The following is an 18274-nucleotide window of genomic DNA, read 5'->3' on the forward strand; positions in this document are numbered from 1 at the left end:
CTGAGCGGAGGGGATCGTCCGAGGGGAGGGCTGGATGAGGCATCCGCATCCTCCGTCCGATCCTGAGCCTCCGCTAGACGGAGGAGAACCACGGCGGGGTCAGGCGGAAGCGTCGAGGAGGCGCCGCAGGTGCATGCCGACGACCTCGGTCTCGATGAGGAAGCCGTCGTGGCCGAAGTCGCTCGAGATGACGACGGCCGTGTCACCGTCGAGCGTGTTCGGGACGGAGCGCGCGATGCGGTGCTGCCCGTCGATCGGGAAGAGCCGGTCGCTGTCGATCCCGAGCACGAGAGCGGTCGCGGTGATCGAGGCGAGCGCCTCCTCGACCCCGCCGCGGTCGCGGCCGATGTCGTGCGAGTTCATCGCCTCGACGAGCGTGATGTAGCTGTTCGCGTCGAACCGACGCGTGAACTTGTTGCCGTGGAAGTCGAGATACGACTCCACGGCGAAGCGTCCGCCGTGGCCGAGCGGGCTCACGCCGGACTGCCACGACCGCTGGAAGCGCAGGTTGAGCTCGGCCGGGCTCCGGTAGTTGAGGAGTGCCATCCGCCGCGCGAGCGCGAGGCCGCGGTGCGGGCCGTCGCCGTCGCCCGCGTCGTAGTAGTCGCCGCCCTGGAAGCGGGGGTCGATCTGGATCGCCTCGAGCTGCACCGAGTTCAGCGCGATCTGGTCGGCGGTGTTGACCGGCGGTGCCGCGAGGATGCCGACGCGTGCCACCCGGTCGGGGAACGTCGCCGCCCACTCGAGCGCGTGCATCCCGCCCATCGATCCGCCGATGACGGCCGCCCATACGTCGACGCCGAGCGCGTCGGCGAGGTGCCGCTGCGCGACGACCTGGTCGCGCGTCGTGAGGTAGGGGAATCGCGCGCCCCACTCTCCGCCCGTCGGGCCGAAACTCGCGGGACCGGTCGATCCCTGGCATCCGCCCAGCATGTTGGGTGCGACGACGAACCAGCGGTCGGTGTCGATCGGGCAGCCGGGGCCGACGATGTCGTCCCACCAGCCGCTCGTCGGGTGGCCCGGGCCGGCCGCGCCGCGCACGTGGCTGTCGCCGGTGAGCGCATGGAGGACCAGCACCGCGTTGTCGCGCGCGGTGTTGAGCTCGCCCCACGTCTCATACGCGATCCGGAATGCGGGCAGATCGCGTCCGCCCTCGGTGCGGAAGGCGCCGAAGGAAGCGAACCGCCGGTCGCCGATCGGATCCCCGTCGCGCCATGCACCGCTCGTCGGCGGCCGCCCGAGGAGCGACCGTGCGTCGGCCTCCGTCACCGGTGCCGACGGCACCGTGTCTTCGGAGGTCTGCCAGTCCATCCATACATTCTCCCGGATGGATGCACGTGGCCCCGGTCTGTTACGGATGTCGGCAGTCGTCGGTAGCCTCTCGCGCATGGACGTCATCGAGTGGATGCTGGACTCCGACCCCGCGATCCGATGGCAGGTGCTGCGCGATCTGACCGATGCACCCGCGGCAGAGGTCGGCGCAGAGCGCGCCCGCGTCGCGACGGAGGGATGGGGCGCCGAGCTGCTCGCGCGGCAGACAGCCGACGGCCTCTGGGACGGAGGCGTGTACCGCCCCGGCTGGGCGCAGGAGGACAGGCCGTTCTTCGACGCCTGGACGGCCACGCACTTCGCCTTGGAGGAGCTGCGCGAGTTCGGGATCGATCCCGCGAGCCCGCAGGCGCAGCGGGCGATCGCACTCGTACGGGAGAAAGTCACATGGGACGGCCGGCCCTACTTCGACGGCGAGACCGAGCCGTGCATCAATGGCACGGCGCTCACGACCGCGGCGTACTTCGGCGCGGGCGGGGATGCCATCGTGCCGACGCTCCTCGACTGGCATTTCCCGGACGGCGGCTGGAACTGCTGGGCACCCGCGGGGGTGCGGGTGTCGTCGTTCCACTCGACGATCTGCGTGCTCGACGGACTACTCGCATGGGAGCAGGCGGGCGGAACCTCGGACGAGGCGACCGCCGCGCGCCATGCGGGAACCGAGTACCTCCTCGAGCGCGGGATGTTCCGCCGGCGCTCGACGGGGGAGCCGGCCGACCTCCGGTTAACCATGCTGGCGTACCCCACCCGGTGGTTCTACGACATCCTCCGCGGACTCGACCACCTGCGTCGCGCCGACCTGCGCGATCCGCGCGCGACCGGGGCGATCGAGCTCCTGCGCAGCAAGGCGGACGCCGAGGGGCGCTTCCCGTTCGAGCTGCGTCACGAGGGCCCGGTGTGGCGGGAGTTCGACGACCGCGAGGGCGCGCCCAGCCGCTGGGTGACGCTCCGCGCCATGCGCGTGCTGCGCTGGTGGGACGCCGGCTGACCTCGCGCCCGTGAACCTCCGCGGCGGCACGGAGATCCCGGTTCCCGGGTATCACCCCTGCGGCGCGAGTGCTCCGTCCTGGCATGAGCACCCTCGAAGCCGTCCGGGAGGACCGGGCTCCCGCCGGATCCGAGACGGCAGCCGCGCCGCGGCACCCCCGGCTCGCGGCCCTCTGGTTCTGGATCAAGCGCTATGCGCCACCGGAGATATCGGGCACCCTGACGATGGTCGCGGCGGGCCTCCTCGTATCGGAAGCCGCTGCGCCGGCCGTCGTCGTCGCGATCGTCGGTTCGATCGCTGAGAGCGTCGGCTTCTACGCCGTCGCGGGCATCGCCGTCTGGCGGGAGCAGCGCCGGAATCTCCCTGGGCGCGGACGGGTACGCATCCTGCTGCGGGTTCTCGGGCTGCTGGTGGTGGAGTTCGGACCCGCCGAGCTGATCGACACACTGCTGATCCGCCCCGGGCTCCTGACCGTGGCGCTGTTCGTCGTCCCGCACACCGGGCTCGCCCTCATCGCCGGGAAGGTCGTCGCGGACGTCGCCTTCTACGTGCTCGCCGCCACCGCCTTCCGGGTGAGCGAGAAGACCGGCATCCGCGGCGCTTCCGCCTGATCGAGACGGATCCCGCGTCCCGTGTCGAAAGGCTGGTGAGAGCGGGCGACACGCCGATCGGGGCGAGGCCGGACGGCGTGTCGCCTGGATGGACCAGTCTTTTCGCACGCGCCGCTCACGTGCCGGCCCCGGACGACGGATGCCCGCCCCCGAACACAGGGGCGGGCATCCGGCCCCGCGAAGCTCGGGGACCGAGAGGGATTACGCGCGGGCGGCCTCCGACAGGCGACGCGCGGCGGCGAGAGCCTGGTCGAGGTCGGCCTTCAGGTCGTCGATGTTCTCGAGGCCCACGGACAGGCGGACGAGGCCGGGCGTGACACCCGACGTGAGCTGCTGCTCCGGGGTCAGCTGCGAGTGCGTCGTGGATGCCGGGTGGATGACGAGCGAGCGCACGTCGCCGATGTTGGCGAGGTGGCTGAAGAGCGTCAGCGAGTTCACGAACTCGCGTCCCGCTTCGACACCGCCCTTGAGCTCGAACGACAGGACCGCGCCGACGCCCTTGGGTGCGTACTGGTTGGCGGCGGCGTACCACGGCGAGGTCGGCAGGCCCGAGTAGTTCACCGAGGCGACGTCGTCGTGGTTCTCGAGCCACTCGGCGATCTCCTGCGCGTTCTGCACGTGACGCTCGATGCGCAGGGACAGCGTCTCCACGCCCTGCAGCAGGTTCCACGCGCTCTGCGGGGCGATCGCCGAGCCGAGGTCGCGAAGCAGCTGGACGCGCGCCTTGATGATGTACGCGAGACCGTCGCCGACGGCGGTCGTGTACGACGCGCCGTGGTACGAGGGGTCGGGCTCGGTGAGACCGGGGAACTTGTCGACGTTCTGCGACCACGCGAACGTGCCGCCGTCGACGATGGCGCCGCCGATCGTGGTGCCGTGGCCGCCGAGGAACTTCGTCACGGAGTGGATGACGATGTCGGCGCCGTGCTCGAACGGACGGATGAGGTACGGGGTCGCGATCGTGTTGTCGACGATGAGCGGGACGCCGTTCTCGTGGGCGATGTCGGACACCGTCCGGATGTCGAGGATGTTGATGCGCGGGTTGCCGATCGTCTCGGCGAAGAACGCCTTCGTGTTCGGGCGGACGGCGCGACGCCACTCCTCGGGGTCGTCCTGGTTCTCGACGAACGTGACGTCGATGCCGAGCTTGCCGAGCGTGTACTTGAAGAGGTTGTACGTGCCGCCGTAGATCGAGCTCGACGCGACGAAGTGGTCGCCCGCCTCGGCGATGTTCAGGATCGCGAAGGTCGAGGCCGCCTGGCCCGACGACAGCACGAGTGCGCCGGTGCCGCCCTCGAGCGCGGCGAGGCGCTGCTCGAGAACGTCCTGCGTGGGGTTCTGGATGCGCGTGTAGATGTTGCCGAACTCGGCCAGGGCGAACAGGTTCGCCGCGTGATCCGCGTTGTCGAACACGTACGACGTGGTCTGGTAGATCGGCGTGGCGCGGGCCTTGGTCACCGGGTCGGGCGCGGCGCCCGAGTGGATCTGCTTGGTCTCGAAACGCCAGTTCTCTGCAGCGGACATATGCGAACTCCTGTGGTCTGTGCGGGTGTCTTCGACAGTACGGATGCGGCGTCGTGTCAACAACGAAGCGGAAATGTTACGTAACCAGGGGGCGGGTACGGTGGAGGCATGACGCGACGTGCCGTGGTGACGGGTGCCAGCTCGGGGATCGGGGAGGCGACCGCGCGAGCGCTGCGGGAGACCGGATGGGACGTGGTCGCCGTCGCGCGCCGCGCCGACCGGCTCGCCGCGCTCGAGCAGGAGATCGGCGCGGCGGCGTATGCCGCGGACCTCACCAAGGAGAGCGACATCGACGCGCTCGCCGGATGGCTCGCAGAGTCAGGCCCGGTCGACGCCGTGCTGCACATCGCGGGCGGCGCACGCGGCACGGACCGCGTGGAGACCGGGGATGCCGAGGACTGGCGCTGGATGTTCGAGGCGAATGTCCTCGCGGCCCAGCGCCTGACGGCGGCGCTCCTCCCGCAGCTGCGGGTCGCCGCATCCCAGAGCGGATACGCCGACCTCGTCTTCGTGACGTCCACCGCGGCCCAGGTCGCATACCCCGGCGGATCCGGGTACAACGCGGCGAAGGCAGGCGAGGCGATGCTCGCCCACGCCCTGCGGCTCGAACTGAACGGCGAGCCGATCCGCGTGATCGAGATCGCGCCCGGGATGGTGCACACCGAGGAGTTCGCCCTCAACCGTCTCCACGGCGACGAGTACGCGGCATCCAAGGTCTACGACGGTGTCGAGAACCCGCTGAGTGCGGGTGACGTCGCCGATGTCATCGCCTACGCGGTCAACGCGCCGGGGCATGTGAACCTCGATCTCGTCACGGTGCGTCCGGTTGCCCAGGCGGCGGCCCACATGCTCTCCCGCGGGCCGCTTCGCGTGAGGGACTGAACGGCGCCTGCGCGTTCCTTGGGGATTCGAGGGGAATCGGCCCGCCGCCGAGCGATTTCCGGGTGAATCCGCCGCGAGAGCGTTCGGATCTCGTGAGGATCGGCGCCAGTCAGCCCGCAGAGGCGCACCGTGGAATCATGAGCGATCTCCACGAGCATCCCGCGCGCACGGCGCTGCCGTGGCATCCGCTGGGCGCGCATGACTGGGGCGGGTTCGTGACGTCCTTCGAACGGTACGGCGTCATCCGCCGGCAGGTCATCGTCTATCCGCCCGGCATCACCAGCGATCAGCGTCATCGGCTCCGCGTCTGGCGAGCGTGGCCGCTGATCGGCATCGCGACGGCGATCGCCGTGGCCGTCGTCCTCTCCGGCATCGTCGGTCCGACGGCGGGGTTCTTCTTCGGCGTGATCGTGTCGGCCCTCGTGTGCGTCGCACTCGCGCACCGCGCCGGCGACACCCGTCACCTCGTGCGGAGCCTCGGCGGCATCGAGGTTCCGGGCGTGCCCGACGACCCCTCGCGCCGGCTGTCGCGTGCTGCCCGTGCGATCGCCGTCGACCTGAGCGGGGCGGAGGACGCCTGGCGGCGCGGCGAGCTCACGCGGGTCGCTTACGAGCAGGTCTGGCACACGGCTTACGAGAAGGTCGGTCAGCTGAGCCGATCGGGCCGCTGACCGAGGCCGCCACTCGGTACGCTGGGAGGACTGCGCGGCCGGTGCTCGGCACCTCTCCGCGCGGCGGATGCGACGCCGAGCGGAAAGGCCCACATGAGCGTTCACCTCGTCGGCGGGGGTTGGCAGGACGAGCCGGACGGTGTGGCGTACGCCGCGTTCGTGCGCGAGGCGGCTGAGCGGGCAGCGCATGCACAGCGCGACATCCCTCGCGTCGCGATCGTGGCGATCCGCGACGATGCCGACGAGCACGTCGAGAAGCTCATCGCCGCCCTCGCTCCTGCCGGCGACGTCGCGCCGCACGTGACGGCAGTGGCCGAGGGCGCGGTCGTGCCCTCGGACGCGTTCGCGGACGTCGACGGCATCCTCATCGGCGGGGGGCTGACCCCCGCATACCGTGACGCGATCGAGCCGCACTTCGAAGCCATTCGCGACCTCGTCGGCGACGGCGTGCCGTACCTCGGCTTCTCCGCCGGCTCCGCGATCGCAGCGGCGAACGCGCTCGTGGGCGGATGGCTCATCGGCGGCGTGCCGATCGCCCCCGAGGACGTCGCCGAGGATCTCGACGACGTGACCGTCCTGCCGGGCATCGGGCTCGTCGACGTGTCGGTCGACGTCCACGTCGCGCAGTGGGGCGCGCTGTCGCGCCTCGTCGCGGCGGCGGAGGCGGGCCTCGTGGATGCGGGCGTCGGGATCGACGAGAACACCGTGCTGATCGCCGGCAGCGGCGCTCTGCGCGTGGCCGGCGCAGGAAGCGTCTGGCGGGTGACGGCGTCCGAACAGGGCGTCCTGGTGGGCACGATGGGGGCCACGGCATGACACAGGAGCGAGAAGTCCTGACCTGGGACGGATTCGGCGAGGCGACCCGTTCGATCGCGCGGGCGATCGTCGCGGACGGCTTCGCGCCGGAGGTCGTCGTCGCGATCGCGCGCGGCGGGCTGCTGCCGGCCGGCGCCATCGCCTACGGGCTGGGCGCGAAGAACTGCGGCGCGATCAACGTCGAGTTCTACACGGGCATCGGCACGGTGCTGGATGCGCCCGCGGTGCTGCCGCCCGAGCTCGACATGAACTATCTCGACGGCCGCCGTGTGCTGCTGGTCGACGACGTCGCCGACAGCGGCCGGACGCTCGAGCTCGCCGTGCGCCTGCTGCGCGAGAAGGGCGCGGACGTGCGCTCGGTGACGATCTACACGAAGCCGACGACGATCATCCAGCCCGACTACGCGTTCAAGGCCACGGATCTGTGGATCGACTTCCCCTGGTCGGCGCAGGGCACGGTCGTCGAGGAGGACACGGGCGCCGAGGCCTCCGCCTGACATGGCGATGTCCCTGCCGGAGCTCGCCGACGCCGGTCTCATCGACGGGGACTGGGCGTCGGCTCTTGCGCCCGTCGCCCCGGACATCGCCGCGCTCGGCGAGCGGCTCCGCGGAGTGGTGGCGCAGGGCGGGCACTACCTGCCGGCCGGCGACCGCGTGCTGCGCGCGTTCGGCCGACCGCTCGACGCCGTCAAGGTCTTGATCGTCGGTCAGGACCCGTATCCGACGCCCGGCCACCCGATCGGCCTGTCGTTCGCGGTCGACGCGCACGTGCGTCCGCTGCCGCGGAGCCTCTCGAACATCTACACCGAGCTCGAGAGCGACCTCGGCATCCCGCGCGCCGCGCACGGCGACCTCTCCGCGTGGAGCGATCAAGGCGTCATGCTGCTGAACAGGGTGCTCACGGTCGCGCCGGGGGCGCCCGCATCCCACCGCGGCTGGGGTTGGGAGAAGGTCACCGAGCACGCGATCCGCACGCTCGTGGCGCGCGATCGGCCGCTTGTCGCGATCCTGTGGGGGAGGGATGCGGCGAACCTTCGCCCGCTCCTCGGGAACACGCCGATCGTCGAGTCGGTGCATCCGTCGCCGCTGTCGGCGAGCCGCGGGTTCTTCGGCTCGCGGCCGTTCTCGCGCGCAAACGCGCTGCTCGAGGAGCAGGGCGCGGAGCCTGTCGACTGGCGCCTGCCGGAAATCAGCCTGTAATGCGGCGCGCGTAGGCTTCCCCGCATGCTCGAGGAGGAATACGAGAAGGGCCGGCGGCACCTGCCCGCCCACCTGCGGCCGGTCGAAGAGCCGGAGGCGCCGTTCTCTTTCTCGATCCGCCCCGCGACGGATGCCGACATCCCCGACATCCGCGAGATCTACAACTACTACGTCACGAACTCGGTCGTGACGTTCGACGAGAAGCAGTGGACCGTCGCGCAATGGCGCGAGAAGTTCGCGCACCTCGGGAAGCTCGGCTTGCCGTTCATCGTCGCAGAATCGCCCACCGGCCAGGTGCTCGGCTACGCGCTGGTGCAGCCGTGGGCCGGGAAGTCGGCATACCGCTACACGGTCGAGGACTCGATCTACCTCGGGCAGGCGGCGGCGGGGAAGGGCCTCGGCCGGGCGCTGCTGGAGGCCCTCATCGACGCGTGCCGGGAGAAGGGCCTCCGCGAGATCGTCGCCGTGGTCAGCGACAAGGGGGCCGAGGCATCCGTCGCGCTGCACGAGAAGCTCGGCTTCGTCGAGGTGGGGCGCATGGGCCGGGTGGGCTTCAAGTTCGGGCGCTGGCTCGGGACGATCTACCTGCAGAAGAGCCTCAAGCCGGCGAAGAAGACCCGGCTGTTCGCTCGCTGACCGCGTTCGTAAAACAGTTGGGGATATCGCGTATCAGGACGCGACCCAGCTCCTCTTGTTCTCCGGGTCACGAGCGCGCGACGATTGCGCCGTGCCTGCCGCGACGTCTGTGGCGTCGCGTGCCCGAGCGGCGCATGAGCGCCCGAGCACCGAGGAAGAGCATGTACGACACCACTCTCGCCCTGCCCGCACGCGGGGAATCGACCGAAGCGCCTCATCGGCGCACCGACGCCCTGCGCGAGCTCGCGGGCCGGATCACCGGGTCTCTGGTCCTCCCGAGCGACCACGGCTGGGATGACGCGCGCCGCGCCTGGAACCTCGCGGTCGATCAGCGTCCCGCAGCCGTCGCGGTTCCGGAGACCACGGCCGACGTCGTCGCGATCGTCCGCACGGCGATCCGACTCGGGATGCGGGTCGCCGCACAGACCACAGGGCACAACGCCGGCCCGCTCGCGCACCAGTCGCTGCGCGACACGATCCTCGTCCGGTTCTCCGCGATGCGCGAGGTGCGGATCGACGCCGAGCGCCGCCGCGCCCGCGTCGAGGCCGGAGCCGTGTGGGGCGATGTCGTCGCGCCGGCGGCCGAGGCTGGGCTCGCCGCGCTCGCCGGGTCGTCCGCGGATGTCGGCGTCGCCGGCTACGTCCTCGGGGGCGGCCTCAGCTGGCTCGCCCGCGCGAAGGGCCTCGCGGCCAACCACGTCCTCGCGTTCGAGGTCGTGACCGCGTCCGGCGACGTCGAGACGGTGGATGCCGCGCACCACGCCGACCTCTTCTGGGCGCTGCGCGGCGGCGGCGGCGACTTCGCGATCGTGACCGCGATCCACGTGCGCCTCTTCTCGATCACGAGCGTGCAGGCGGGCACCATGCTGTGGCCGGCCGAGCAGGTCGAGACCGTGCTCTCGGCGTGGCGCTCGTGGGTCGACACAGCTCCCGACGAGATCACGTCCGTCGGCCGCATCCTGCACCTGCCGCCGCTGCCCGACCTGCCCCCGCACCTCGCGGGACGCTCGTTCGTCGCGATCGAGGCCGTGTCGCTGTTCGACGCGGACCTCACGGCCGCGCTGCTCGCGCCGCTGCGCGCGCTCCGGCCGGAGATCGACACGATCCACGAGACGCCGATGACCGACCTCCATCTCCTGCACATGGACCCTCCGGGGCCGGTTCCGGGCCTCGGCGATGGGATGCTGCTGACGACGGTGGATGCAGACGACCTCGCCGGCATCGTCGAAGCCGTGGGCGTCGGATCGGGGACCGCGCTGCTCTCGTTCGAGCTGCGTCACCTGGGTGGCGCACTGTCGCCGGACCGCGCGCCGGCAGACGGGGGAGCGGTGCGCGCCTTCGATGCGGAGTTCGCGATGTATGCGGTCGGCATCGCGCCGACCCCCGACGCGCAGGCGGCTGTGCGCGCCTCGGTCGCGCGCGTGATGTCGGCCCTCGCGCCCCGGCGTGCGGCGCAGAGCTACATCAACTTCGTCGAGAGCGCGCGCACAGCCGACACCCTGTGGGACGACGGCCTGGAGCGCTTGCGCGCCGTGAAGCGCGAGTACGACCCGACCGGGCTCGTCCGGTCGAACCACCCGGTCGACTGAGTCGGGTCGCCGGAGGACTCGCAGACAACCGATCTACGGGTCGTTGAGCGGGCGAAGCGAGTCGAAAGGTGGCGAGCTGATCTCGGAACCTCGCCGCGTTTCGTCTCGCTCGTTCCTCGCTCGCTCAACGACCCGCAAGAAGGCCGTTGAGCGGGCGACGTCTCAGCGGGCAGGGAGCGTCGGGATCGACGACAGCAGATGCCGCGTGTACGCGGCCTGCGGATGCAGCAGGACCTTCTCCGTCGGTCCCTCCTCGACGACGCGACCGTCCTTCATCACGAGGACCTCGTCGCACAGGTTCTGCACGACCCCGATGTCGTGCGACACCATCACGAGGGTGAGCTTGTCGCGCTCGCGGAGCTTCGCGAGAAGCGCGAGGATCTGCGCACGCACCGTCACGTCGAGCGCCGACATGGGCTCGTCGCCGACGAGCAAGCGCGGGCGGTGGACGATCGCGCGGGCCAGGGCGATGCGCTGCCGCTGGCCGCCGGAGAACTCGTGCGGGTAGCGCGTCGCCATGTCAGGTTCGAGACCGACATCGGCGAGGACTTCGGCCACGCGCTCGCGGCGGGCGGCGGACCCTTCGAGCACGTCGAGCGCCCACAGCGGCTCGCCGACGATGCGGCCGACGTTCATCCGCGGATCGAGCGACGCGTACGGGTCCTGGAAGACGATCCCGGTCTCGCGCCGCAGCCAGTGGAGGTCGCGGGCGGAGGCGCCCGCATCCACGTCTCTCCCGTCGAACTCGATGGAACCCTCCGTCGGGGTGTCGAGTCCGAGGAGCAGCCGCACGAGCGTCGATTTGCCGGACCCGGACTCGCCGATCACGCCGAGGGCGCTGCCCTCGCGGACATCCACGTCGACGTCGTCGAGCGCGGTCGTGAAGGTCTTCTTCTCGAAGAGCGTCTTCTTCGGGACGGGATGCCTGCGCGTCAGGCCGCGGGCGCGGACGAGCGTCATGACGCCTCCCCGGGAGGTTCGGGCAGAGTCGTGTGCGTGGGGCTCCACAGCGTCGCCGTCGCATCGCGCACGAGCCCCTGCGTCACGTGCGACTCGGGCGCTGCCAGGAGCCGCGCGACCGGTCCGCGCTCGACGACCTCCCCGCGGGCGAGCACAACGGCGTCCGTCGCGATGCGCGAGAGCACGGCGAGGTCGTGCGTGATGAAGACGAGGGACATGCCGTCTTCCGTGACGAGATCGCCGAGCAGGCTCAGGATGTCGGCCTGGATGGTGACGTCGAGCGCCGTCGTCGGCTCGTCCGCGATGAGCAGGCGCGGGCGGCACGCGAGCGCCATCGCGATCGCCACACGCTGGCGCTGCCCTCCGGAGAGCTGGTGCGGATAGCGGTCGACGACGCGCTCCGGGTCCGGCAGCGAGACGCGGCGGGCCTCCGCGACCGCACGGGCGCGCGCATCCCTCTTCGACACGCGTTCGTGGATGCGGACGGACTCGGCGATCTGGCGGCCGACCGTCCGGATCGGATTCAGCGCGGTGCGCGGCTCCTGGAACACGATGCCGATGTCGTCGCCGCGGAGTTCGGCGAGCTCGCGGTCCGGGAGTCCGAGGATCTCCTGTCCGTTCCAGAGGACGCTGCCGGTTGCCGCAGCGCCGTCGGGGAGGAGCCCCAGAATCGCGAGCGCCGTGAGCGACTTGCCCGACCCGGACTCTCCGATGATGCCCATCCGTGCACCGTCGGCGACGTCGAACGACACGCCGTCGACCACGCGACGACCGCCGGCCTCGATGACGAGGTCGCGCACCTCGAGCGTCACGAGACCACCTCCGGCTGGTGCTGGCGCGCCCGGCCCGCCGACGGCGAGCGACGGCGCGACAGGGTGGGGTCGGTCGACTCGCGCAGACCGTCGCCGAGGAGGTTGAGGCCCAAGACGGTGAACGCGATCGCGAGGCCCGGCCAGAGGACCGACAGGGGATGCACCGTGAGGTACTGCTGCAGGTCGGCCAGCAGCACGCCCCACGAGGGCGATGTGACAGGCGCGCCGAAGCCGAGGTAGGAGAGCCCCGCCTCGGCGAGGACCGCCACGGCCATGGCCCACGACAGCTGGACGATGAACACCGGCGCGACGTTCGGCAGCAGGTGCCGCCACAGGTTCTGCGCGGGAGTGAGTCCAGACGCGCGTCCGGCGAGCACGAAGTCGCTCTGCAGCACCCTCCGAAGCTCTGGCCGGGTGACGCGGGCGATGTTGACGCCGAAGCCGATCCCGACCGACCAGATGACGACCCACAGGGATCCGCCGAAGACGGCGGCGATCATCATCGCGATGATGAGCACGGGGAAGGCGATGAGGATGTCGACGAACACCGCGACCGACTCGCGCATCCAGCGGGCGGTGAGCGCGCCGAGGGCGGCGAGGGCCACGCCGATGACGGTGGCGATGATCCCGGCGCCGACGGCGACGACGACCGTCGTGCGGGAGCCCGCCATGATGAGGCTCAGGAGGTCGCGCCCGGTGGCATCCGTGCCGAGGAGGTGCGGCCAGCTCGGGAGCGCCCAGCGGTTCGCGACGTCCGTCGCGCCGGGATCGAACGGCGTCCAGAAGAGCGACACGATCGCGGTGGCGACGACGACCACGACCACAATGACGCCGAAGCGCCCGGTCGAGGTCGCCCACAGCCGCGCGAACCAGGTCATGACGCCTCCCGCTGGCGGGGGTCGATGATCCGGTGCGCGAGGTCCACGAAGAATCCGATGACGAGCACGAACGCCGTGAGCGCGAGGAGTTCGCCCTGCACCTTCGGGAGGTCGCGGGCGGCGACGTCGGCGACCAGCATCCGTCCGATCCCGGGCAGCGAGAAGAGCTGCTCGATGATCACCGCGCCCACGATGATGCCCGCGATCTGGAGGCCAAGCACCGAGATGATCGAGAGCCCGACGTTCGGGAGGCCGTGCCGCACGAGCGCCTGGTCGCGTGTGAGCCCCTTCGCCGCGGCCGTGCGCACGTAGTCCTCGCCGACGGCCTGCAGCGTGGCGCTCCGGACGAATCGGAAGAGCATCGCGCCTTCCACGATGCCGATCGTGACGGCGGGGAGGATGAGGGCGCGGAACGCCGCCCACGGATCCGCCCATCCGGCCCGCGGGAAGCCCTGCGCCGGCAGCCACCCGAGCCACACCGCGAAGACGACGACGAGCATCATGCCCGCCCACACGACAGGCACCGCCGCGAGGGCCTGTGCGCCTACGCTCAGCCCGGTGCCTTCGGGGCGCCCGCGCCGCATCGCCGACAGGACGCCGAGAGGGATGCTGAAGACCAGCGCGATCGTGAGCGCCATGATGCCGAGCGGGACCGTGACCTGCGCCTTCTCGGCGAGCTCGCTCGCGACGGTCGACCCGGTGCGCAGCGACGTTCCGAGGTCGCCGCGGACGACACCGCCGATCCAGTCGGCGAACTGCGTGAACAGCGGCTGATCGAGTCCGAGCTGCTGGCGGATCGCCGCGATCTGCGCCGGGGTGCTGCTCGTTCCCGCGATGAGGGTCGCGATGTCGCCGGGCAGCACCCGGAGCGCGAGGAAGATGAGCACGCTGGCCACGACGAGTCCCACCAGGAGCAGGACCAGTCGGGTCAGCGTGTAGCGGATCACCCCTTGCTCTTGGTGAGCTGTGCTGCGTTGATCCGGGCGTTGATGTTGTCGACAGGCATCCCGCTCACGTTCGTGGCGACCGCGACGACCGAGTTCCAGTTGAACAGCCAGTCGGCGGCCATGTCGTTCGAGACGATGCGTGCGGCCTGGGAGAGGTCGTTCGTCGCATCCGTCTCGCTCGTGGCGGCGAGGGACTGCGCGTAGAGGTTCTGCACCTGCGGGTTGTCGTACGTGAAGTAGTAGTCCGGGTTCGCCCAGTTCTCGAAGTCGCGGGCCTCGGCGTGGTCGACGAGGCTCAGCTGGTAGTCCTGGTTCGTGTAGACGTCCTGCAGCCACGTGGAGAAGTCGACCGAGTTCACCTTGAGCGTGATGCCGACCTTGTTGAGGTCGGAGACCAGCAGCTGCGGGATCGTCGTGCCGTAGAACGACGGCATCGTGAGCGTCAGCGACAGATTCTTCTGACCGGCGTCGGCGAGCAGCTTCTTGGCCGCGTCGGGGTTGTACGGGGCGACCTTCGAGAGGTCCTCGTAGCCGGGGTCGGGCTTCGGGATCGGGCCGTACAGCGGGACGCCGGAGCCGTTCGCCTTCACGATCGCGTCGTGGTCGATCGCCTGGCGGATCGCCTGGCGCACCCGCTTGTCGGCGAGCGGGCCGCTCTTCTGGTTCATCGCGAGGACGAACTTGTCGGTGGCCGAACCGAGCTTCAACGCGAAGTCGCCGTTCGCCTCGACCTGCTTCTTGAGATTGGCGTCGAAGCCGGTCACGACGTCGAGCTCGCCGGCGAGCGCGCCGTTGAGGGCGGCCTGGTTGTCGGGGATGTAGTCCCAGACGATCTCCTTGGCCTTCGCCTTGGTGCCCCAGTACTTGTCGTTGCGCTGGAACGTGATGCTGTCGCCCTGCTTCCACGAGGTGAGCACGAAGGGACCTGTGCCGTTGGCCTTCGTCTTGTAGTCGACGGTGTCGTCCTTCTTCAGGATGATGCCGGCGCGCCCGGTGAGGTTCCACAGCAGGCTCGAGTCGGGCTTCGTGAGCGTGAGGGTGATCTTCTGGCCCTCCGCCGCGATCGTGGCGACGTTCGCGAGGCGGCCGGAGTCGCTCCATGCTGCGGTGTCCTTGCGGGTCTGCAGCGACCACACGACATCCTCGGGCGTCAGCGCCTGACCGTCGTCGAACGTCACGCCCTCGCGCAGGGTGAACGTGTAGGTGAGGCCGTCAGGTGACACCGTCCAGTCGCTCGCGAGCGCGGGGACGATCTTCTCGTCGGGCGTGCGGGACACGAGCCCCTGATAGACGTTGTCGACCAGGATCTGGTCGAGCGCGGCACCGGCCGTCTGGCGGATGTCGAGGTTGCCAGGCTCCAGCACGAGCCGGACGTTGACGGTCGCGTTCGGGTCGGCGGCCGCCTTCGAGCTCGAGGGGGACGAGCCGCCGCCGGTGCAGGCGGTCAGAGCGAGCGCGGCCGAGGCGAGGAGCGCTGCGGCGACGAGGGGAGTGCGGCGGGGCATCGGGGAGGGTCCTTTCGCAAAAGCGATCGCTCAGCGCGTCATCGGGTCGCAGCTGAGCTGCTTCTCAGCCTAGGACCTCGTTGCGACACGATTTCGGCGTGCCTTTCTTGCAACGTCACGGTTGCGCAACGTGTTCCGCGAGGAGGCGCCCGAGGTCCGACGGGATCTCCTCCTGGACGTTGTGCCCGGTGGGCACGACGACGATGGATGCCGTGGGCACCCGCCGCGAGAACTCCTCCGCCTCGGCACCCGTGACGTAGCCGTGATCCCCGCGGATGAAGGTGATCGGCGACGCGATGGCCGCGAGGTCGTCCCATCCCGTCTCCGCCAGCACGGCGGAGATCGCGTCGTTCTGCCCTGTCCCCGAGCTCGTCGAGGGGCCGGCGTTCGCAGCCGCGGCCGCGAGGTGGGCGAAGTGATGCTTCCACTCGACCCGCCCGTCGGGCCGCACGCGGGAGTTCAGATACACGCCGCGGGTCGCCGCATCCCGCGATCCGCCGAGACCGAACGCGAGCGCCTTGTCGACGAGATCGTCGCGCGTGGCCCAGTCGGTGGGGCCCGCGAAGAACGCGAGCAGCTGGGCGGCATTGCCGTTCTGGTCGATGCCGGGGGTGATGTCGATGAGGACGACCTCCCGCACGAGTTCGGGGGTGGATGCGGCGACCGCCGCTGCGGTCAGGGCTCCGAGCGACTGGCCGACGAGCACTTGGGGCGCATCGGTCCAGGCGCGGAGGGCCGCGACGACGTCGGGGGCCAGCACGCGCGGAACGTACGCCGCATCCTCCCGCCATGACGAGTCGCCGTGGCCCGCGAGGTCGATCGCGAGTGCGGGGACGCCCATCGCGAGGATGGTGGTGTCCCACGTGTGCGCGTTGAGGCCTGCGCCGTGGAGGAACGTCACGACGGGCGCCTCGGTGCCGGTCGGCCCGTAGCGCAGGGCGCTCAGCGTCCGGCCGTCGGGCAGTGCAAGGTTCAACCGCTCGCCGCGGGGGAGCGGTCCGTCCACCCCGATCGACGCCGCTTGCGCTGCGAGGAACGAGAACTCGTCGAAGTCATCGGACATGGCTCGCATCCTATCCGCCGCCCGCCGCGCACCTCCGGGGCGCGGATAGTCTGACGTCATGAGTGCAGAGCGTCGTGTCCACCTGTCCCGTTCCGCGATGGACGCCTATCGTGCCCTCGACAGCTTCACCCAGACGGTGAACCAGATCGCCGCGGACTCGGGCATCGACGACCGCTTCAAAGAGATCATGATGATCCACGCGTCGCAGCTGAACGGCTGCGCGTTCTGCGTGCGGGTGCATCTGGATCGTGCCGTGGAGGCGGGGCTCGACATCGACACGATCGCGCAGATCGCGACGTGGCGGGAGTCGGGCGTCTTCACCGAGCGGGAGCGCGCCGGCCTCGAACTGACCGAGGCGTTCACGTTCATCCACGAGGACGGCATCCCGGACGACGTCTACGACCACGTGGGCGGCATCCTGACCGAGAAGGAGTACGTCGCCGCGAGCTGGCTGCTCGTCTCGATCAACTCGTTCAACCGCATCGCGATCGCGGGGCGCTACCCGGTTCCGCCGCGCAAGCCCGCGGCCGCCGGATGATCGCACCGGCCGGGTCGGTCAACTTCCGCGACGTCGGCGGACTGTCCGCCGGGCCCGCACGCGTGCGCGAGGGCGTCCTGTTCCGCTCGGGGAACCTCGCACGCCTCGAGCCCGCGGGGACCGCGGCGATCGGCGACCTCGGCATCCGCAGCATCATCGACCTGCGCGACGACGACGAGGTGACGCACGCGCCGAGCCGGCTCGCCGGCCTCGAGCTCGCCGTGCACCGGGTGCCCTTGTTCCTCGGTTCGGTGGAGTCGTTCTTCACCCGCGACCTGTCGCTGGAGGAGATGTACCGCGCGCTCATCGACGACTCCGCGGCATCCATCGCCGAGGTCGTACGGGGGATCGCCGGGGGCTCGCCCGTCCTCGTCCACTGCACCGTCGGGAAGGATCGCACAGGGGTCACCGTGGCGCTCGCGCTCGCGGCGGCCGGCGTCGACGAGGATGCCGTCGTCGCCGATTACGCCCGGACCGAGTCGCTGCTGCCTGCGGCGCGCAATCGCGCGGTCGTGACGCGGCTGAAGGCCCTGCATCCCGATGCCGTGCACCTCGAGGAGCTCGCGACGCGCTCGCCCGCCTCGGTCATGCGGGGGATGCTGGCGTACGTCGCCGACCGGCATGGCTCGGCGACCGGATACCTGCGCGACAGCGGACTGACCGCCGCGGAGCTGACGGAGCTGCGGGGGAGACTCCTCGGCGTCTGAGGCGTGTTCCTAGGCGGCCGAGGTCAGGTTAGGCATGCCTAATGAAGTCGGATACGATGGATGCGATGTCCACTGTGCTCCCGACCCGTGCCGCCCGGCGCTCCGCCCGCCGGGCGGGTGCGGCATACCTCGTGGCCGCCGACGAGACGTCGCTGGTCGAGCTCGAGCTGCTCCTCGCGACGCTGCCGCTCTGCGCGACGGGACGCGTCTTCGTCGAGGTGCCGGACGCATCCTGGATCGCGCCCGTCACCGCCCCCGCACGCATGACGGTCACGTTCCTCGACCGGTCGACCCGCACCGGCGAGCCCGGGACGGGCCGTCGCTGCGCGTCCGGCCGTGCGCTCGCCCGGGCCGTGACGGCGTGGGCGGATGAGATGCTGTGCTCCGCCGAGGCCGAGGCCGAGGTCGCGCACGTGCACCTGCTCGGTGGCTACCTCGGCACGGCCGACATCGTCGAGCACCTCACCGAGCGCCGAGGCGTCCCCGCCGCCGCGATCGATGCCCCCGAGCGATTCGGCCTGCTTCCCCGCTGACGATTCCGCTCCTGCCGGTCGTTGAGCGAGCGGAGCACGGCGAGTCGCTCTCGGGCCGTCGCTGCGTTTCGTCTCGGTCGTTCCT

General features: G+C 70.6%; 20 protein-coding genes. 12 read left to right on the plus strand and 8 right to left on the minus strand.

What is annotated here, in order from left to right:
- Window positions 1–99 precede the first annotated feature (99 nt).
- Entirely contained in the window at window positions 100–1311 is a 1212-nt protein-coding gene (gene metX / locus QSV35_RS13790; RefSeq protein ID WP_286289361.1) for a homoserine O-acetyltransferase MetX, read from the minus strand.
- 76 nt (window positions 1312–1387) lie between these two features.
- Here metX and QSV35_RS13795 point away from each other — a divergent pair, with 76 nt between their 5' ends.
- Together QSV35_RS13795 and QSV35_RS13800 are read left to right on the plus strand one after the other, a co-directional pair.
- Window positions 1388–2317, plus strand: a complete 930-nt coding sequence (locus QSV35_RS13795; protein WP_286289362.1) for a prenyltransferase/squalene oxidase repeat-containing protein — start codon at window positions 1388–1390, stop codon at window positions 2315–2317.
- A gap of 83 nt (window positions 2318–2400) precedes the next feature.
- Window positions 2401–2928 (plus strand): hypothetical protein, encoded by a 528-nt coding sequence (locus QSV35_RS13800; protein WP_286289363.1) that lies wholly within the window; start codon window positions 2401–2403, stop codon window positions 2926–2928.
- Window positions 2929–3129: 201 nt separating this feature from the next.
- Here QSV35_RS13800 and QSV35_RS13805 read toward each other — a convergent pair whose 3' ends face one another.
- On the minus strand, window positions 3130–4497 hold the full coding sequence (locus QSV35_RS13805) for a bifunctional o-acetylhomoserine/o-acetylserine sulfhydrylase (protein WP_286289553.1): 1368 nt from the start codon (window positions 4495–4497) through the stop codon (window positions 3130–3132).
- 63 nt (window positions 4498–4560) lie between these two features.
- On the opposite strand from QSV35_RS13805, the gene QSV35_RS13810 reads away from it, so the two are divergent.
- From QSV35_RS13810 to QSV35_RS13840, 7 genes are all read left to right on the plus strand, one after another.
- Window positions 4561–5334 carry an SDR family oxidoreductase gene (locus tag QSV35_RS13810; RefSeq protein WP_286289364.1) on the plus strand — a complete coding sequence of 258 codons (774 nt, stop codon included), beginning with the start codon at window positions 4561–4563 and terminating at the stop codon, window positions 5332–5334.
- A gap of 137 nt (window positions 5335–5471) precedes the next feature.
- The gene (locus QSV35_RS13815) at window positions 5472–6005 is read left to right on the plus strand and encodes a DUF6611 family protein (RefSeq protein WP_286289366.1); all 534 of its coding nucleotides are present in this window, start codon (window positions 5472–5474) and stop codon (window positions 6003–6005) included.
- A gap of 93 nt (window positions 6006–6098) precedes the next feature.
- Window positions 6099–6821 carry a type 1 glutamine amidotransferase family protein gene (locus QSV35_RS13820; RefSeq protein WP_286289367.1) on the plus strand — a complete coding sequence of 241 codons (723 nt, stop codon included), beginning with the start codon at window positions 6099–6101 and terminating at the stop codon, window positions 6819–6821.
- Entirely contained in the window at window positions 6818–7318 is a 501-nt protein-coding gene (locus QSV35_RS13825) for a phosphoribosyltransferase (protein WP_286289368.1), read from the plus strand. The genes QSV35_RS13820 and QSV35_RS13825 overlap by 4 nt, the downstream gene beginning before the upstream one ends.
- Before the next feature lies 1 nt (window position 7319).
- On the plus strand, window positions 7320–8021 hold the full coding sequence (locus tag QSV35_RS13830; RefSeq protein WP_286289369.1) for a uracil-DNA glycosylase: 702 nt from the start codon (window positions 7320–7322) through the stop codon (window positions 8019–8021).
- Between the two features lie 24 nt (window positions 8022–8045).
- Window positions 8046–8657, plus strand: coding sequence for a GNAT family N-acetyltransferase (locus QSV35_RS13835; protein ID WP_286289370.1), 612 nt, complete (start codon window positions 8046–8048; stop codon window positions 8655–8657).
- Window positions 8658–8818: 161 nt separating this feature from the next.
- Complete coding sequence (locus QSV35_RS13840; RefSeq protein WP_286289371.1) at window positions 8819–10246, plus strand: FAD-binding oxidoreductase; 1428 nt, start codon at window positions 8819–8821, stop codon at window positions 10244–10246.
- A gap of 162 nt (window positions 10247–10408) precedes the next feature.
- Here QSV35_RS13840 and QSV35_RS13845 read toward each other — a convergent pair whose 3' ends face one another.
- The 6 genes from QSV35_RS13845 to QSV35_RS13870 all read right to left on the minus strand — a co-directional run bounded on the left by QSV35_RS13845 (window position 10409) and on the right by QSV35_RS13870 (window position 16411).
- A complete protein-coding gene (locus QSV35_RS13845; RefSeq protein ID WP_286289372.1) occupies window positions 10409–11206 on the minus strand; it encodes an ABC transporter ATP-binding protein in 798 nt (265 codons plus the stop codon).
- Window positions 11203–12018, minus strand: a complete 816-nt coding sequence (locus QSV35_RS13850) for an ABC transporter ATP-binding protein (RefSeq protein WP_286289373.1) — start codon at window positions 12016–12018, stop codon at window positions 11203–11205. The genes QSV35_RS13845 and QSV35_RS13850 overlap by 4 nt, the downstream gene beginning before the upstream one ends.
- A complete protein-coding gene (locus QSV35_RS13855) occupies window positions 12015–12896 on the minus strand; it encodes an ABC transporter permease (RefSeq protein WP_286289374.1) in 882 nt (293 codons plus the stop codon). The genes QSV35_RS13850 and QSV35_RS13855 overlap by 4 nt, the downstream gene beginning before the upstream one ends.
- Window positions 12893–13843 (minus strand): ABC transporter permease, encoded by a 951-nt coding sequence (locus QSV35_RS13860; RefSeq protein WP_286289375.1) that lies wholly within the window; start codon window positions 13841–13843, stop codon window positions 12893–12895. The genes QSV35_RS13855 and QSV35_RS13860 overlap by 4 nt, the downstream gene beginning before the upstream one ends.
- Complete coding sequence (locus QSV35_RS13865; RefSeq protein ID WP_286289376.1) at window positions 13840–15348, minus strand: ABC transporter substrate-binding protein; 1509 nt, start codon at window positions 15346–15348, stop codon at window positions 13840–13842. Before QSV35_RS13865 ends, QSV35_RS13860 begins: the two co-directional genes overlap by 4 nt.
- A 115-nt stretch (window positions 15349–15463) precedes the next feature.
- Window positions 15464–16411, minus strand: a complete 948-nt coding sequence (locus QSV35_RS13870) for an alpha/beta fold hydrolase (RefSeq protein WP_419956842.1) — start codon at window positions 16409–16411, stop codon at window positions 15464–15466.
- Between the two features lie 58 nt (window positions 16412–16469).
- On the opposite strand from QSV35_RS13870, the gene QSV35_RS13875 reads away from it, so the two are divergent.
- The 3 genes from QSV35_RS13875 to QSV35_RS13885 all read left to right on the plus strand — a co-directional run bounded on the left by QSV35_RS13875 (window position 16470) and on the right by QSV35_RS13885 (window position 18189).
- Window positions 16470–16949, plus strand: coding sequence for a carboxymuconolactone decarboxylase family protein (locus QSV35_RS13875; protein ID WP_286289378.1), 480 nt, complete (start codon window positions 16470–16472; stop codon window positions 16947–16949).
- Complete coding sequence (locus QSV35_RS13880) at window positions 16946–17656, plus strand: tyrosine-protein phosphatase (protein ID WP_286289379.1); 711 nt, start codon at window positions 16946–16948, stop codon at window positions 17654–17656. Before QSV35_RS13875 ends, QSV35_RS13880 begins: the two co-directional genes overlap by 4 nt.
- Window positions 17657–17721: 65 nt before the next feature.
- Window positions 17722–18189: an SIP domain-containing protein gene (locus tag QSV35_RS13885; protein ID WP_286289380.1), complete on the plus strand. Its 468-nt coding sequence runs from the start codon at window positions 17722–17724 to the stop codon at window positions 18187–18189.
- The last annotated feature ends 85 nt before the right edge of the window (window positions 18190–18274 follow it).

Origin of the sequence: Microbacterium candidum (assembly GCF_030315975.1) — a bacterium.
Taxonomy (GTDB): Bacteria; Actinomycetota; Actinomycetes; order Actinomycetales; family Microbacteriaceae; genus Microbacterium; species Microbacterium candidum.

Excerpts from the sequence above, each read along its gene's own strand:
- QSV35_RS13875 (WP_286289378.1), top strand. The coding sequence starts at position 16,470 with ATGAGTGCAGAGCGTCGTGTCCACCTGTCCCGTTCCGCGATGGACGCC.
- QSV35_RS13820 (WP_286289367.1), top strand. The coding sequence starts at position 6,099 with ATGAGCGTTCACCTCGTCGGCGGGGGTTGGCAGGACGAGCCGGACGGT.
- QSV35_RS13845 (WP_286289372.1), bottom strand. The coding sequence starts at position 11,206 with ATGACGCTCGTCCGCGCCCGCGGCCTGACGCGCAGGCATCCCGTCCCG.
- QSV35_RS13885 (WP_286289380.1), top strand. The coding sequence starts at position 17,722 with ATGTCCACTGTGCTCCCGACCCGTGCCGCCCGGCGCTCCGCCCGCCGG.
- QSV35_RS13855 (WP_286289374.1), bottom strand. The coding sequence starts at position 12,896 with ATGACCTGGTTCGCGCGGCTGTGGGCGACCTCGACCGGGCGCTTCGGC.
- QSV35_RS13800 (WP_286289363.1), top strand. The coding sequence starts at position 2,401 with ATGAGCACCCTCGAAGCCGTCCGGGAGGACCGGGCTCCCGCCGGATCC.
- QSV35_RS13865 (WP_286289376.1), bottom strand. The coding sequence starts at position 15,348 with ATGCCCCGCCGCACTCCCCTCGTCGCCGCAGCGCTCCTCGCCTCGGCC.
- QSV35_RS13835 (WP_286289370.1), top strand. The coding sequence starts at position 8,046 with ATGCTCGAGGAGGAATACGAGAAGGGCCGGCGGCACCTGCCCGCCCAC.
- QSV35_RS13870 (WP_419956842.1), bottom strand. The coding sequence starts at position 16,411 with ATGTCCGATGACTTCGACGAGTTCTCGTTCCTCGCAGCGCAAGCGGCG.
- QSV35_RS13795 (WP_286289362.1), top strand. The coding sequence starts at position 1,388 with ATGGACGTCATCGAGTGGATGCTGGACTCCGACCCCGCGATCCGATGG.
- QSV35_RS13825 (WP_286289368.1), top strand. The coding sequence starts at position 6,818 with ATGACACAGGAGCGAGAAGTCCTGACCTGGGACGGATTCGGCGAGGCG.
- QSV35_RS13810 (WP_286289364.1), top strand. The coding sequence starts at position 4,561 with ATGACGCGACGTGCCGTGGTGACGGGTGCCAGCTCGGGGATCGGGGAG.
- QSV35_RS13840 (WP_286289371.1), top strand. The coding sequence starts at position 8,819 with ATGTACGACACCACTCTCGCCCTGCCCGCACGCGGGGAATCGACCGAA.
- metX (WP_286289361.1), bottom strand. The coding sequence starts at position 1,311 with ATGGACTGGCAGACCTCCGAAGACACGGTGCCGTCGGCACCGGTGACG.
- QSV35_RS13815 (WP_286289366.1), top strand. The coding sequence starts at position 5,472 with ATGAGCGATCTCCACGAGCATCCCGCGCGCACGGCGCTGCCGTGGCAT.
- QSV35_RS13880 (WP_286289379.1), top strand. The coding sequence starts at position 16,946 with ATGATCGCACCGGCCGGGTCGGTCAACTTCCGCGACGTCGGCGGACTG.
- QSV35_RS13830 (WP_286289369.1), top strand. The coding sequence starts at position 7,320 with ATGGCGATGTCCCTGCCGGAGCTCGCCGACGCCGGTCTCATCGACGGG.